Consider the following 13640-nt stretch of genomic DNA (forward strand, 5'->3'; position numbering starts at 1 on the left):
GCGCGAAAATGTCGTTGATGCTCACTTTTAATTACATGGAAGGGTTTGCCCGGAGATACACTCGGCACCCCGTGGTCCGTCATCTTTTAGACATGAAACAACGCGCGTCCAATGTTCGGCAGGTTTTTGCTCTTTTTAGCAAGGACGGGCGTATCCACCCGGGCACCGGCATGATGAGCGGCGTAATCGCGCTGTTCCTGGCCATTCTGGCTGTGCTGGGCGTTTTGGCTTTCCACTTTCCCGCTTACCTGACCACCCCGGAACTGCGCGCCTTCTATTCCGTGGAAGCGATGCGCACGCTGCTGTTTTCGGCGCTGCTGGTGTCAGGGTCGATCGCATTGGCCAACATCGTGCTGGGTCGCCAGCGCTGGCTGAACATATCGGCCTTCGTGCTGGTCTGCTGCGCGGTGGCCGCCGGCGGCAGCCAAGTGGTGGTGACCACGTCCAATACCGGCAACCACCCGTACCTGGGCCTGGACTGGTTCATTCTGGATCTGCTGGCGTCCAGCATGGTCTTCATCATTTTCGAAAAGCTGACGCCGCTGTATCCCGGCCAACCCGTGTTTCGCGGCGAGTGGCAGGTGGACATGAAGCACTTTCTGTTCAACCACCTGTCGGTGGGCGCGGTGCTGCTGTGCATCAACTTCTTCATTCACCGACTGTTTTCCTGGGCAGCCTACGAGCCGCTACAGGCGGCCATCCAGTCCATGCCGTATCTGCTGGAATTGTTCGTGGCCGTGCTGGTGGCGGACCTGGCGCAATACGCGGCGCATCGCGTCTACCACGAGGTCCCGTTCATGTGGCGCTTCCATGCCGTGCATCACAGCACGCGCACGCTGGACTGGCTGGCCGGATCGCGCCTGCACATCGTTGAACTGCTGATCACGCGCGTGGCGGTGCTGGGGGTGTTGTTCGTGCTGGGGTTTTCAAAGGCGGTGCTGGACGCCTACATCATCATCGTCGGCTTTCAGGCCGTGCTGATCCATTCCAATGTGAAGCTGCCGTGGGGTTGGCTGCGCTACATCATCGTGACGCCTGACTTTCACCATTGGCACCACTCTTCGGATACGGAAGCCATCGACAAGAACTACGCCGCCCACTTCTCGTTCATTGACTACATCTTTGGCACGGCAGTGCGCGGCGTGGGCAATCGCCTGCCCGAAAACTACGGCATCCTGGATAACGACATGCCCGGCACCTTCCTTGCCCAGCAAGCGTATCCCTTCAGCCGCAAGCGCTAACCGCGCCTGCCGGCTACAGCATCTTGACCGCGCGCCCGATGAACTGGATCGGGCCGGTCGGCTTGCCGATGGGCGAGCCGGTCTTGGGTTCTAGCGTCAGTTCAAACAACTGGTTGGGTTCCAAGGGTGGCAGCTTGTCCAGCGGGATCACGACGGGTTCGCCCGGCTTGATCAGGCCCAGCGATACCGGGCCGGCCCACCCATCAGCCTTGGTCCAGAATTCAAGCGCCCGGTCCGGCGGCACTTCCGTTGCCGCGATGGGCACCAATTGCACGGCGCTTTGCCCGGCCTGTGCCTGCACCACCCAGCCCGGCGCCTGCGATTGCGGCGCAACCAACACCACTACGTATTGCGGGGCGGACGGCGTCGATGCGGGGCGCAGCGCCAGCGTGCTGCCCAGGATCAAAACGGCTGCCATGCCGCCCACGGCCACGCTTCGCCAGAACAGCAAGCTGTCCCACAAACCCGGTCCGGAAGGGGCGACGGGGCGTGGCTGCGGAGCTGCAAAGGTTTCTGCCTGCGCCTGTACGCGGGCACGGGCGGTGTCCTTGGCCTGGGCGGCATCCAAGGTGCCGACAATCCGCGGCCACAGGCTGGCCGAAGGTTCTACCGGCGACGATAGATTCGTCAACGGCAGCAAGCGCGCTTCCCATCGCGCCACGGCGGCCCGCAGGGCGGCATCGTGCACCATGCGCGTTTGCACCGCGCGGCGCGCGTCGGCCGGCAAGGTGCCCAGCACGTACTCGCCGGCCAAGTCGTCGGTGGCGTCGTAAGAATCTTGCGGGGCGTTCATGCCAGGCACTCCCGCAGTGCTTGCAGGCTGCGCTTGATCCACGCCTTGACGGTGCCCAGCGGCGCGCCCAGGCGGTGCGCGATTTCGCTGTGCGTCAGCCCTTCAACATAGGCGTGCAGCACGCAGTTGCGGCGCACGGGTTCCAGTTCTTCCAGGCAGGGGGCCATGCGGCCCGCGCTGGCGCGCCAGTCGAATGCGTCGCGGGTGTCGTGCCAGGCCTCGATGGCTTGGCGCGCATCCAGGGCGGCAGCGGCGTCATTGTCTACGTCGGTTTCGCGTGCGGTGTCGCGCAGCGCGTTCAGCGCCAGGTTGCGGGTGATGCTGTAGACCCAGCCGCGTCCCGATCCGCGCGATGCGTCGAACGTGCCCGCCTGCTTCCAGATCTTGACGAATGCGTCATGCACGATGTCCTCCGCCCAAGCGCGGTCGCGCAGGAGTCGTTGGGCCACGCCCAACAGGCGTGGGCCTTCTTGCCGATACAGGGCCTCCAGCGCGGCCCGGCGGCCGGCGGCGCATTCCTGCAAGACGGCTTCGTAATCGAAATCCGGATCAAGGCGGTTCGGCATGCGATAGCGGGAAGCGGGAAGAAGGCGGCCGCGCGTGACCAGCCTGCGCGGTGAGAAGTTGCGCCATCTTACCCGGAGTCCCCGGCCGTAGGCCCGTCGGATTCCGACGGGCCTACGTGATCAGTTTGCCTTGTAGAAGATGTAGTCGGCTTGGTATTGCACCTGGCTTTTCTGTCCCAGCATGGCGGTGGTGCACGGGGTCTTGGGCGCCACGCCGCCCTTGAGGGCCACGCGCTGAATGTAGGTCACGCCCGTCAACGCGCCCGCGCCCATGGCCGGGTTGGCCTTGACCAACTGGTAGGGCAGGTTGCCGTCACCCGCGGGCGCCACGGCCACTTGCGTGCCGGTCAGCTTCGAGCCGTCCATGGCTTCCCAGGTGGCGGGCGGGCCGTAATACGTGCCCACCTGCTTGCCCTTGCGGTCGTTAAGCACGGCCTTCGGACCGGCAAACGCCCATTCGGCCTGGCCCTTCATGTCGGCCTTGGCGCGGCATTCGTAGGTGATCTCGCCCACGCCCACGGTTTCCCAGGCCACCTTGTTGCCGGCGGGCGCCTGGACGCTGGCGGGCAGGTTGGCCTGCGTATAGGCCGTGGGTTTGGAACTCATCGAGCCGCAGGCGGCAAGCAGCGACACGGCGAACAGGCCGGCAACGGCGGGAATGCGGTGCGAACGTTGGGTCTTCATGAGCGGTCTCCAGCAACGTGAAAGGTCTGTGGACGACGCGCCCATTGCGCGCCGGTACAGGTACTACACGCCGGACCCCCAAACGGATGCAGGCCGGATGCAAATATTTTTGCATCCGGCCTGCATGGGCGAAAAAGGCGGGGTTTACTTGGCCTTGCGGTTGGCCGAGTACGACGCCATCAGGTTGCGGTAGTCGGGGATGTGGTTGGCGAACAAGGTGCCCAGCCCTTCGACGTCGTTGCGCCAGTCGCGGTGCAGTTCGCACGCCACGCCGAACCACGACATCAGCTGCGCGCCGGCTTGCTCCATGCGGCTCCAGGCGGCGTTGCGGGTGACTTCGTTGAAGGTGCCCGAAGCATCGGTCACGACGAACACATCAAAGCCCTCTTCCAGGGCCGACAGGGCGGGGAAGGCGACGCACACTTCGGTGACCACGCCGGCGATGATCAGCTGCTTCTTGCCGGTTGCCTTGACGGCCTTGACGAAGTCTTCGTTGTCCCAGGCGTTGATGTTGCCGGGGCGGGCGATGTAGGGGGCGGTGGGGAACTTGTCTTTCAGTTCCTGGACCAGCGGGCCGTTGGGGCCGTCTTCGAAGCTGGTGGTCAGGATGGTGGGCAACTTGAAGTATTCGGCCAGGTCGGCCAGTGCCAGCACGTTGTTTTTGAATTGGTCGGGTTGGAAATCACGCACCAGGGAAAGCAGGCCGGCTTGGTGGTCAACCAGCAGGACGGCGGCGTCGTTCTTGTCCAGTTTCACGTAGGGCTTGGTCATGGTTTGCTCCGTTATGTCTTCAGGTTTGGTGCGCGGTGTTGCGCGGTGAGTGCATGAACAGAATTCTAAATATCAACCAATACCCCCGGTAGTGGGGCAAATTGCGCCTCAGCGTTCTATTTATCGGACGGCGGGTGCGGGGCCTTTCGGTGCAGGGATGCCGTGGCGCTGCTGCGTATCGCACTCGCGCTGGGCGTTTTCACGATACTCGCTTCCCATGAAATCAAGCAGTTCGCGCACGGCGGGTAGCAAGCCTCGGCGCGACGGGAACACCGCATGGACGGCGCCCGGTTCGGGCACCCACGGCGCGCCGACGGGTACCAGCGTGCCGGCATCGAGCTCGTCGCGGATCATCATCAGCGGTAGCGCCGCAACACCCACGCCGCGCAGGGTCGCTTGCTTTAGCGCCAGCATGTCGTCGGTGACCAGGCGCGGGGTGAACGGCACGTTTTGGCGCGCGCCGTCCGGGCCGTCCAGCCGCCATTGGCATTCGCGCTGTTCGGTGCCCAGCGCCAGCGTGGGCAGTTCGGCAAAGCGGGCCACGTCGGCATCCGGCGGCAGCTCGCGGGCCAGCGCGGGGCTGGCGACCAAGCTCTGGCAGCTCATGCCCAAGGGCTTCATGACAAGGTCACTGTTTTCCAGGGGGCCGAAGCGCACGCGCACCGCCAGGTCAAAGCCTTCGCGCAGCACGTCTACTGAACGCGAAAAGCTCTTCAGATACACATGCACCTTGGGGCACTTTTCCATGAAGCGCGCCACCACATCGCCCAAAAAATAGTAGATCAGCGCGGGCGGCGCGCTCATGCGGATCGTGCCCTGCGGTTCGGCATGGGTACGGTCGATGACGTCTTGCGCGGCCTCGGCGCCGGCCAGCATCGACAGGCACTGGTCGTAATATTCCTGACCCAGTTCGGTTACGGCGAAGGTGCGGGTGGACCGCTGGATCAGCCGCACGCCCAAGCGTTCTTCCAGCAGGGCAATGCGGCGGCTGAGACGGGATTTGGGGATGTCCAGCGCGCGGCCGGCGGGCGCGAAACCGCCGTGTTTCACGACTTGGACAAAATAGTAGAGATCATTCAAATCGTGCATGACTTCCCGCGTTTTTGGAATTAAGACGTAGCGGGAGCATATAACGCGATGACGGCCGCACGGGGCCCAAGCCGAACTCAGGCGGCAGCGCCCACCGATTCTTCCTTCCAGCGCTGCTTGTCGCGCAGCGGCGGGGTGCCGAACAAACGGCTGTATTCGCGGCTGAACTGCGACGAACTTTCGTAGCCCACGGCGTGCGCGGCCAGGGCCACGCCGGCGTCATCGCTCAACATCAACCGGCGCGCTTCCTGCAAGCGCAGGTGCTTCTGGTATTGCAGCGGACTCATGGCGGTGGCTTGCTTGAAATGGTGGTGCAAGGACGACACGCTCATGTGCACATCGCGCGCAATTTCCTCCACGCGCAGGGGCTGCGCATAGTTGTCGCGCAGAATGCGGATGGCCTTGGCCACGCGGTTCAACTGGCTGTCTTGCAGCACCGTCTGGCGCAGCACGACGCCCTGGCCGTTCATCAGCAGCCGGTACAGCAGCTCGCGCTTGACCATGGGCGCCAGGATGGGGATGTCGCGCGGGGTGTCCAACAAGCGCAGCAGGCGCAGCACTACGTCCAGCAGCGAGCCGCCCAGCGGGTTCACGCACAGCGCGCGCGAGGCCTCGGCGGGCACCAGCGGCGGCAGGTTTTCGTCGCTGATGAGTTCGGCGATTTCCTCGGGGTTCAGATCCAGCCGCAAGCCCAGATAGGGCAGGGTGGGGCTGGCGACCGACACCTTTGCCACCACGGGCAGGTCCACCGACGAGATCAGGTAATGGAAAGGATCGTATTCAAAGCTCTCGTCGCCGATCAGCAAACGTTTGGACCCCTGCGCAATGACCGCCAGCGCGGCCTTTTGCAAACCGGGCTTGGCGCCGGTCGGTTGCGACAGACGGTGTAGATACAAGCCTTCGATGGGCGTGTCCAACGAACCCTCCAAGGTGCCGGTCATGCGGTCCAGGGTACAAAGCAGCTCGCGGCGGGCGGGTTCGAAAGCACCGTCCAAGCCAGGAATATTGACGGAAGCTTCGGATTGCTCGGTAGTAATAGGCATGGAGGCTCCGAGGGGTGGCGCGGACCTGGCGGCGGCGCAGGCGCGGTGGAATAGAGGGCGGGCTCCAGTGTATGCGCGCTGTGGACGTGCCGAACCGGGGCCGGATAGTCTATGGAGAAATGGGCAAAAAATCAGGAGGATCGGGCGTATGCCTGCTTCTCTGGCAAGCCTGCCAGAGAATCAGGCAAAAAACGGGCAGGATCAAGCAGCGCGTGGCGGCTGCTTGCGACGCATACTGTTCGCACCCCGGCCAGCTGCGTTCGGCGCCCCATCCCGGGGCGTACGGACCCGCCGCGCCGCAGAAGGAGCACCACCATGCGATACAAGAAATTTGGCAGCACCGGCCTTTTCGTTTCGGAACTCTGCCTGGGCACCATGACCTTTGGCGGCGAAGGCGAACTGTGGAGCAAGATCGGCAACCTGCAACAGGAAGACGCCAACCGCCTGGTGGGCCGCGCCCTGGAAGCAGGCGTCAACTTCATCGACACGGCCGACGTGTATTCCGAAGGACGTTCGGAAATCATCACGGGCCAGGCGCTGCGTGATCTGAAAGTGGCACGAGACGACGTGGTCATCGCCACCAAGGTGTTTGGCCAGACCGGCGCGGGTGTGAATGCGCGTGGAAATTCGCGCGTGCACATTCTGGATGGCGTGAAGAAAAGCCTGTCGCGCTTGCAGCTGGATCATATCGACCTCTACCAGATCCACGGCTTTGACCCGGCCACGCCCATTGAAGAAACCGTGCGCGCGCTGGACACGCTGGTCCAGCATGGCCACGTGCGTTACGTGGGAGTGTCCAACTGGGCCGCCTGGCAGATCATGAAGGCGCTGGGCATTGCCGAACGCCTGGGGCTGGCGCGCTTTGAATCGCTACAGGCGTATTACACGATTGCGGGGCGCGATCTGGAGCGCGAGCTGGTCCCGATGCTGCAAAGTGAAGGCGTGGGCCTGATGGTGTGGAGCCCGCTGGCCGGCGGCTTGCTCAGCGGCAAATACAGCCGCGACGGCTCCGCTGAAGCCGGCAGCCGCCGCGCGGCCTTCGACTTCCCGCCGGTGGACCGCGACCGCGCGTACGACAGCATCGACGTCCTGAAATCGGTGGCCGATGCGCGCGGCGTGTCGGTGGCGCAGGTGGCGCTGGCGTGGTTGCTGCACCAACAGGTGGTGACCAGCGTCATCATCGGGGCCAAGCGGGTAGACCAGTTGGACGACAACCTGGCGGCAACCGCCATCAAGCTGACGCAGGATGAGCTGGCGGCGCTGGACAAAGTCAGCGCGCTGCCGCCGGAATATCCAGGCTGGATGCACGTGCGCCAGGGCGAGTTCCGCCGTAAGCAATTGGCGGAATCGGGCGCGGTGTAAAAGGCGCTGGCCCGCCTGCGTGGCAGGCGAGCCCAGGTCGTCGGCCTGTTCGACGAGGGAACCGAGAGGCGCGCGAAACGGGGACGGCGCGAGTAGAATCTTTGCGTTCCGTCCCCGCCTTGAAGATCTTCCATGACACATCGCTTTCCCGCCAGCCTGCCCCTTGTGACGATCAAGCCGCGGTTGGCGGCGCTGGCCCTCGTCGCCCTGGCAATGGCCACGCCCGCCGGCGCCGCGCCGCAGCCCTCGTTTGACTGCGCCAAGGCCACGGCCGACGTAGACCGCGCCATTTGCGCCAGCGATGCACTGGCCGCCCAAGACGCCAGCATCGCGCGCCGCTTTGCCGAGGCCAAGAAGGCGTTTGACCCCGACACCGCCCGCGCGTTGACGCAAGACCAGCGCTACTTTGTCGGCGTACGCAACGAAGACTATGCCGAACCGGGCAGCGCCAGCGAGCGCGCCGAAAGCTTGGCCGACCGCCTGAAGTACCGCGACGCATTTCTTGCGTCGCTGGTGCTGACGCCGCGCCAGGGCTTTGAGGGTAGCTGGGACAACCTGGCCGGCGGCATCACGATAGTCCGGCAGGCGGATGGCAAGCTGATGGTCGAGGCCCAGGCCGCGCAGCCGCAGAATGCGCGCTGGTTGTGCGACGCCAGCGGCGTGGCCACGGTCAAGGGCGACACGCTGGTGGTCGAGGCGGACGACCCCGGGGGTTGGACGCTGACGCTGTCGCGCAAGGGCGCGGCGCTTATCGTGGTGGATACGCCTCCCGCGAAGGACAAGGCGGCGGGTGGCCCGCCGTATTGCGGCATGAATGGCGCGATGGGCGGCGTCTACTTCCCCGTGCGTCAACCCTAGGCCGCCCAGGGGGCGGCGACTAGAATGTGTGTCGCGTTGCCGTAGGCACGCTCTTCGTTTGAAGGGAATCGCGTGGCCATTCCGTATTTGCGCCGGCTGACAGCCGTCAGCCGCAGCCCGCAAGCCAACAGGCATCTAGCCTATTTCCTGACCTTCACCGCCGGCGCGGTCAACGCGGGTGGCTTTCTGGCCGTCCAGCAGTACACCTCGCACATGTCCGGCATTGTCTCGATGATGGCGGACCACATGGCGCTGGGGGGCATGGTGGTGGTGTTGCAGGGCGTGGCCGCGCTGCTGTCATTCCTGGCCGGGGCGGCCAGCTCCGCCTTCCTGATCAACTTCGGGCGGCGGTCTCACCTGGCCAGCGAGTACGCCTTGCCGCTGCTGCTGGAGGCGGTGTTGCTGCTGGTCTTCGGCTTGCTGGGCGCCAACCTGGAAACGCTGCGTTGGTTCTACGTGCCCGGCACCGTGATGCTGCTGTGCTACATCATGGGCCTGCAAAACGCGATGATCACCAAGGTGTCGCGCTCTGAAATCCGTACCACGCACGTGACAGGCATGGTGACCGATATCGGCATCGAAGTGGGCAAGCTGTTTTACTGGAACGTGGCCAAGAGCGACGCCCAACACACGCCGCCGGTGCGCGCTGACCGTGGCAAGCTGGTCGTGCTGAGCCTGATGGTCACGTTGTTTTTCGTAGGCGGCGTGACGGGCGCGTACTCGTTCTTTCACTTCGGCTTCGGGTCGACCTGGCCCTTGGCGCTGCTACTGACCTTGCTGGCCGCCGTGCCCATCGGGGACGACATCCGCAGCCTGTTCCGCCGCGTGTAGCGCATTACCGCGTGGCCTTGCGGGCGACGGCGTGGCCCAGGAACACTTGCAACGCGGCCAGGGTTTCGTAATGCAGTTGTTCCAGCCTGGCGTCTTTTATAGGTTCGGTGATGGCGGTGCCCTGGGGCGTAAGGCGATACGGCTCGCCCAGCAACCGGGCCATGTCGATCTGGTAAAAGCTGGCGTCGCCGTAGGGGCGCTTGCCGTCGATCATGGGCATGGGCCAGAAGCGATCGCCTTCGCGCAGCACGGCTTGCAGCTCTTGCGGGCCGGCCTCGCGCCACACGGCAGCGCGCAACACCGTCAGGTGCTCGGCGCGCAGCGTGAAGCCGCCTTGCGCGTCCACGCCGCTTTGCGGAAAGTCGAACGTGTCTTTCATCTCGGGCGGCAACGTGTAGCGGCCGGGGGCGAGTTTGCCCATCGACGCCACAAAGGCCGGCACCACGCGGCACACTTCCGCCAGGCGTTGGATGGCCAGCGCATCGTCCGACGTTTTCAGTGCGCGGCGCGCGATGGCCAGCGTGTCGGGGCCGCCCAGCAGCGGTTGTTCAAAATCGATGCCCGGCGCGCCGGATTCAATAGGAACCCACAGCACGCGCAGCAGCCGTATCAGCGCCGCGTGCTGGGCCGTGATCGGAATGGCCTCGATCGGCGTGGCGAAGACTTGCCGGATGATGGGCTTGCGATCGGTTGCGGCCAGCGCGCGCAGCGGCGCCAGCAGCAGGCCGCCCAGGCCGAGACTTCGACCCAGCCCCAGCCCCGCCAGCAACCGGCGACGCATCATGATGGGGGGGCCGTTCATTTGCGCAGCTCGTCCAGCGCGGACTGGGCCAGCGGGTAGCCGGGCTGGATGCGCAACGCGTCTTCATAAGACAGACGTGCGTCGGTCTGCCGGCCCAGGCGCCGCAGCAAATTACCCTGGTTGGTCAGGATCAGTGCGCTGGCCGGTTTGGCGCGCACGGCCTTTTGGTAGGCATCCAGCGCGTCGGCCTGGCGGTCCATGCCGTCCAGCAACGCCGCCTGAAGGTTGTAGCCGATGCTCCAGTCGGGAAAACGGCTGGTCAGTGCTTGCGCGGTAACGAGCGCGTTGGGCAGGTCCTTGCGCTGTGCCTGCGCGCCCGCCTTGTTGATGTACGCCCACTTGTCGTCCGGATTCAGCTTGATGGCCTCATCGAACAGGTCCTGGGCGGCGGGCAGGTTGCCTTGCTGCGCTTGCAGCTTGCCCAGGAAGAGCCTGACGTCGGCGTTGCGCGGATCTTGCTTGGCCATCTCTTCGGCCACGCGCTGCGCCTCTTGCGGATCGTTGGCCCGCAAGGCGGCGGATACCCGCGAGTTCAGCGTCTGCATGGCCGGGGGCAGTTGCTGGATGCGCGCATGCAGCGCTTCGTTTTCCGCGCGCAGTTCGGCTTGATACGCGTGGTCGAGCTGTGCGGCGCTTTGCGCATGGGCGGCCGGCAGGGCCAGGGCGGCAAGCGCCGATCCCAATAAGCAGGCAAGCAAACGGCGGCGTAGGGTCGCAAGCATGGCGTTCGGCGGTTCCTGGAAGAGGTGGATGCTGGCACGCGCAGGTGCCGCACGTGTTGGACGCCTACGATACCGGAACCGCGGCGCGCGGTAAAAAAGAGAGGTGCTGAAAAAGTCAGCATCGCGCGGCAAAAGGCGCCACGAAAAAGCCGAACGCAAAAAAGCCCGGCGCAAGGGCCGGGCCTGGAACCAGGGCCCCGCGGGGCCGGCCCTCAATCAGTTGGGCATCAGCACCGTATCCACGACATGGATGACGCCGTTGGACTGATAGACGTCGTACGTGCTGATGGTCGACATACCGCCCTTTTCGTCCTTCAAGGTCAGGTTGTGCTTGCCGTTCATCATCACCCAGAGCTTGCCGCCGCTGGCCGTTGTCAGTTCCGTCTTGCCGCCGCCCTTCTTGATCCTGGCCGCCAGCGCGTCGAAGTCCAGCTTGCCGGGCACCACGTGGTAAGTCAGGATCTTGGTCAGCGTGGCCTTGTTTTCAGGCTTGACCAGCGTGTCCACCGTGCCCGCGGGCAGCTTGCCGAAGGCGGCGTTGGTAGGCGCGAACACCGTGAACGGGCCGTTGCCCTGCAACGTATCGACCAAACCCGCCGCCTTCACCGCAGCCACCAGCGTCGTGTGGTCCGCGGAATTGACCGCGTTGGCGACGATGTTCTTGGCGGGCATCATCGCCTGGCCGCCCACCATCACGTCGGCCGCGAAAGTGGGCGACAGGGTCAGGGCAGAGGAAGCGATGGCAATCTGGGCTAGCAATTTCATGACGATCTCCTTTTGTGTGGCCGTCATGAGGAGATACGTGGCCAGCCTGCGATTGGATGCGTGAATCTTCCTGGGACAAACCCTGATCAAATGACCTTGCCGCTGAGAACCACCGGGCCGGTGGGGATGCCATTGGGCGCGCCGCCTTCCGGTTCCAGCGTAATGGCAACGGTGTCACCCTGTTGCGGCAGCTGGCTGGGGGCAAGCACCGTGGTCTGGCCGGGTAGCACCACGCCCAGCGAACGCGGCGCCTGTCCCGGCGAAATCGCCCACAGTTCCAGTGCGCGGCCGTCGGCCAGTGCGACCAGGTCCTGCATGGGCTGCACGGCAAGGCGGTTGTCCGGCAGCGTGTTCACGACCATGGCGCCGGGCACCTTGTCGTTGGACAGCACGGCAACGGTGCGGACCTGGACAGGTTCGGTGGGCGGCTTGAGCATCAAGAAGGCCAGCACCACGACAGCGGTTGCCAGGCCAGCGGATACGGCGCGCCACCAGGACAGGGCTCGCGGGGGCGCCAGCGTGCGGGTGGCGGTGGGGGCTGGCGCGATGCGGGCGGCAATGGCCTGCCAGACATGCGCGGGCGGCGTTTCGGGCGGCAAGGCCAACGCCAAGGGAAGCAGGCGGTCTTCCCATTCGGCCACGGCGCGGCGCAGGCCGGCGTCGTCGCGCATCAGCTTGATGAAGCGTTGCCGCGCACCCGCGCGCAAACCGCCCAGCACGTAGTCGGCGGCCAGGCGATCCTGCAATTCGGGGTGGCGGTAGTTCATTCCAAGCACCTTTTCAACCGTTGCAAGCCCCGGCGTATCCAGCTCTTTATCGTTCCCAGCGGCGTGTCCAAACGCGCCGCGATGTCGGGATGCGCCAGGTCGTCAAAAAACGCCATGGCGATGGCAACACGCTGCGGCCCTTCCAGTTCGCCCATGCAATCAGCCAGCCGGCGGCCTTCCTGGTTGCTTTGCAGACGCGCCAGCGGACCGGGGCTGTCATCGGCCATGGCCAGCGTCAAGGTGTCGTCCGGGTCCGGCACCACCACATCGGGCCGACGAAGGCGGTCGATGCAGCGATTACGAACGATGCGAGTCATCCACGTCATCGGCTGGCTTTGCGTAGCCTGGTACTGTCCGGCCTGGCGCCAGATCGATACGAAACACTCTTGCAGCACGTCTTCCGCGGCAGCCTGGTCTCTTAACATACGTCTGGCCAGCGCAAACAGATGCGGGGACGCAAGGCGATAAATCTCGGCCAGTGCGGATTCACGTTTTTCCGCGCACTGGACAAGCAGGGCCTGAAGGTGTTGAGCGTCGGGCATCGGTTCCTAAGGGGAAGGGCATGCTGGAGCAGAGCATACCGGCCCATGGCGTTGGCGTCACTTAGTTGACGACACTTAGTTGAGGGCACTTCGTTGGCGTCGCGTCGTTGGCGTCACCTATTTATTGCGGCACTACAATGCCCCGCACCGGATCGCGCCTTGGCGCGCGCCGCCGTCCCGGGCCCCGGCCGGCCCGGAAAAAAGCGTATAGCTTGCAATCGAAACACAGGAGGAGCAGACACGACATGGACGCAGAATTCTGGTTGGAACGCTGGCGCGAAGGGCGCACGCACTTTCACCAAACCCGGATTACGCCGCTCTTGCAGAAGTACTGGCCCACGTTGGCCGTACCGAAGGGTGGACGGGTATTGGTGCCCCTATGCGGCAAGTCGCTGGACATGGTCTGGTTGGCGGCGCAGGGGCATACCGTACTGGGCGTGGAACTGTCCCAGTTGGCGGTGGAGCAGTTCTTCACTGAAAACGAGTTGCGGCCCGTGACGCATGAATCCGTCTACGGCAAGCACTACGTGGCGGGCAACATTGAAATCATCCGCGGCGACATCTTCAAGCTGGACTCCCAGCTGCTGTCGCACTGCGTGGGCGCTTACGACCGCGCGGCGCTGGTGGCGTTGCCCGAAGACATGCGGGCCGACTACGTGCGCCACGTATACGGGCAGCTATCGCCCATTGCCCGGGGTTTGCTGATTACGCTGGACTATCCGCAAGAAGAAATGGCGGGGCCGCCGTTCGCGGTGGTGGACAGTGAAGTGCAAGCCATTTTTGCGGGCGTGGCGCCGGGGGGGG

The 13640-nt window shown here is 64.6% G+C and carries 15 protein-coding genes and 1 pseudogene; 5 read left to right on the forward strand and 11 right to left on the reverse strand.

Going from position 1 to position 13640, the window contains the following annotated elements:
• Positions 1–92: 92 nt before the first annotated feature.
• On the forward strand, positions 93–1241 hold the full coding sequence (locus ACNPP0_RS10630; RefSeq protein ID WP_332613278.1) for a sterol desaturase family protein: 1149 nt from the start codon (positions 93–95) through the stop codon (positions 1239–1241).
• A 13-nt stretch (positions 1242–1254) separates the two neighbouring features.
• Here the strand turns inward: ACNPP0_RS10630 and ACNPP0_RS10635 are convergent, their stop codons facing one another.
• The 6 genes from ACNPP0_RS10635 to ACNPP0_RS10660 form a co-directional block, all read right to left on the reverse strand.
• Positions 1255–2034: an anti-sigma factor gene (locus tag ACNPP0_RS10635; protein WP_332613279.1), complete on the reverse strand. Its 780-nt coding sequence runs from the start codon at positions 2032–2034 to the stop codon at positions 1255–1257.
• A complete protein-coding gene (locus ACNPP0_RS10640) occupies positions 2031–2600 on the reverse strand; it encodes a sigma-70 family RNA polymerase sigma factor (RefSeq protein ID WP_448705840.1) in 570 nt (189 codons plus the stop codon). Before ACNPP0_RS10640 ends, ACNPP0_RS10635 begins: the two co-directional genes overlap by 4 nt.
• A 120-nt stretch (positions 2601–2720) precedes the next feature.
• Positions 2721–3284 carry a DUF3455 domain-containing protein gene (locus tag ACNPP0_RS10645; protein WP_332613281.1) on the reverse strand — a complete coding sequence of 188 codons (564 nt, stop codon included), beginning with the start codon at positions 3282–3284 and terminating at the stop codon, positions 2721–2723.
• Between the two features lie 144 nt (positions 3285–3428).
• Positions 3429–4055, reverse strand: a complete 627-nt coding sequence (gene ycaC / locus ACNPP0_RS10650) for an isochorismate family cysteine hydrolase YcaC (RefSeq protein WP_332613282.1) — start codon at positions 4053–4055, stop codon at positions 3429–3431.
• Positions 4056–4175: 120 nt separating this feature from the next.
• Positions 4176–5144 carry a LysR substrate-binding domain-containing protein gene (locus tag ACNPP0_RS10655; RefSeq protein ID WP_448705841.1) on the reverse strand — a complete coding sequence of 323 codons (969 nt, stop codon included), beginning with the start codon at positions 5142–5144 and terminating at the stop codon, positions 4176–4178.
• A 77-nt stretch (positions 5145–5221) separates the two neighbouring features.
• The gene (locus tag ACNPP0_RS10660; protein ID WP_332613284.1) at positions 5222–6187 is read right to left on the reverse strand and encodes an AraC family transcriptional regulator; all 966 of its coding nucleotides are present in this window, start codon (positions 6185–6187) and stop codon (positions 5222–5224) included.
• Between the two features lie 315 nt (positions 6188–6502).
• Here ACNPP0_RS10660 and ACNPP0_RS10665 point away from each other — a divergent pair, with 315 nt between their 5' ends.
• From ACNPP0_RS10665 to ACNPP0_RS10675, 3 genes and pseudogenes are all read left to right on the forward strand, one after another.
• Positions 6503–7549 carry an aldo/keto reductase gene (locus ACNPP0_RS10665; protein WP_046806207.1) on the forward strand — a complete coding sequence of 349 codons (1047 nt, stop codon included), beginning with the start codon at positions 6503–6505 and terminating at the stop codon, positions 7547–7549.
• A 132-nt stretch (positions 7550–7681) separates the two neighbouring features.
• Positions 7682–8407, forward strand: a complete 726-nt coding sequence (locus ACNPP0_RS10670; protein ID WP_448705842.1) for a lysozyme inhibitor LprI family protein — start codon at positions 7682–7684, stop codon at positions 8405–8407.
• Positions 8408–8479: 72 nt separating this feature from the next.
• A pseudogene (locus tag ACNPP0_RS10675) lies at positions 8480–9217 on the forward strand (YoaK family protein); the annotation flags it as partial.
• A 25-nt stretch (positions 9218–9242) separates the two neighbouring features.
• Here the strand turns inward: ACNPP0_RS10675 and ACNPP0_RS10680 are convergent.
• The 5 genes from ACNPP0_RS10680 to ACNPP0_RS10700 all read right to left on the reverse strand — a co-directional run bounded on the left by ACNPP0_RS10680 (position 9243) and on the right by ACNPP0_RS10700 (position 12836).
• Positions 9243–10040 carry a hypothetical protein gene (locus tag ACNPP0_RS10680; protein ID WP_448705843.1) on the reverse strand — a complete coding sequence of 266 codons (798 nt, stop codon included), beginning with the start codon at positions 10038–10040 and terminating at the stop codon, positions 9243–9245.
• Positions 10037–10762, reverse strand: coding sequence for a tetratricopeptide repeat protein (locus ACNPP0_RS10685; RefSeq protein ID WP_448705844.1), 726 nt, complete (start codon positions 10760–10762; stop codon positions 10037–10039). The genes ACNPP0_RS10680 and ACNPP0_RS10685 overlap by 4 nt, the downstream gene beginning before the upstream one ends.
• A gap of 216 nt (positions 10763–10978) precedes the next feature.
• Positions 10979–11527: a fasciclin domain-containing protein gene (locus ACNPP0_RS10690; RefSeq protein ID WP_332613288.1), complete on the reverse strand. Its 549-nt coding sequence runs from the start codon at positions 11525–11527 to the stop codon at positions 10979–10981.
• Positions 11528–11613: 86 nt separating this feature from the next.
• Positions 11614–12294, reverse strand: coding sequence for an anti-sigma factor (locus tag ACNPP0_RS10695; protein WP_332613289.1), 681 nt, complete (start codon positions 12292–12294; stop codon positions 11614–11616).
• On the reverse strand, positions 12291–12836 hold the full coding sequence (locus tag ACNPP0_RS10700) for a sigma-70 family RNA polymerase sigma factor (protein WP_332613290.1): 546 nt from the start codon (positions 12834–12836) through the stop codon (positions 12291–12293). The genes ACNPP0_RS10695 and ACNPP0_RS10700 overlap by 4 nt, the downstream gene beginning before the upstream one ends.
• A gap of 245 nt (positions 12837–13081) precedes the next feature.
• Between ACNPP0_RS10700 and ACNPP0_RS10705 the strand changes: the two genes are divergently transcribed.
• Positions 13082–13640: thiopurine S-methyltransferase (locus ACNPP0_RS10705; RefSeq protein ID WP_448705845.1), on the forward strand; the 559-nt coding region annotated here is incomplete at its 3' end.

It is taken from the genome of Achromobacter semiaridum (assembly GCF_053543755.1).

Excerpts from the sequence above, each read along its gene's own strand:
- ACNPP0_RS10700 (WP_332613290.1), bottom strand. The coding sequence starts at position 12,836 with ATGCCCGACGCTCAACACCTTCAGGCCCTGCTTGTCCAGTGCGCGGAA.
- ACNPP0_RS10655 (WP_448705841.1), bottom strand. The coding sequence starts at position 5,144 with ATGCACGATTTGAATGATCTCTACTATTTTGTCCAAGTCGTGAAACAC.
- ACNPP0_RS10665 (WP_046806207.1), top strand. The coding sequence starts at position 6,503 with ATGCGATACAAGAAATTTGGCAGCACCGGCCTTTTCGTTTCGGAACTC.
- ACNPP0_RS10670 (WP_448705842.1), top strand. The coding sequence starts at position 7,682 with ATGACACATCGCTTTCCCGCCAGCCTGCCCCTTGTGACGATCAAGCCG.
- ACNPP0_RS10640 (WP_448705840.1), bottom strand. The coding sequence starts at position 2,600 with ATGCCGAACCGCCTTGATCCGGATTTCGATTACGAAGCCGTCTTGCAG.
- ACNPP0_RS10690 (WP_332613288.1), bottom strand. The coding sequence starts at position 11,527 with ATGAAATTGCTAGCCCAGATTGCCATCGCTTCCTCTGCCCTGACCCTG.
- ACNPP0_RS10680 (WP_448705843.1), bottom strand. The coding sequence starts at position 10,040 with ATGAACGGCCCCCCCATCATGATGCGTCGCCGGTTGCTGGCGGGGCTG.
- ACNPP0_RS10685 (WP_448705844.1), bottom strand. The coding sequence starts at position 10,762 with ATGCTTGCGACCCTACGCCGCCGTTTGCTTGCCTGCTTATTGGGATCG.
- ycaC (WP_332613282.1), bottom strand. The coding sequence starts at position 4,055 with ATGACCAAGCCCTACGTGAAACTGGACAAGAACGACGCCGCCGTCCTG.
- ACNPP0_RS10645 (WP_332613281.1), bottom strand. The coding sequence starts at position 3,284 with ATGAAGACCCAACGTTCGCACCGCATTCCCGCCGTTGCCGGCCTGTTC.
- ACNPP0_RS10660 (WP_332613284.1), bottom strand. The coding sequence starts at position 6,187 with ATGCCTATTACTACCGAGCAATCCGAAGCTTCCGTCAATATTCCTGGC.
- ACNPP0_RS10630 (WP_332613278.1), top strand. The coding sequence starts at position 93 with ATGAAACAACGCGCGTCCAATGTTCGGCAGGTTTTTGCTCTTTTTAGC.
- ACNPP0_RS10635 (WP_332613279.1), bottom strand. The coding sequence starts at position 2,034 with ATGAACGCCCCGCAAGATTCTTACGACGCCACCGACGACTTGGCCGGC.
- ACNPP0_RS10695 (WP_332613289.1), bottom strand. The coding sequence starts at position 12,294 with ATGAACTACCGCCACCCCGAATTGCAGGATCGCCTGGCCGCCGACTAC.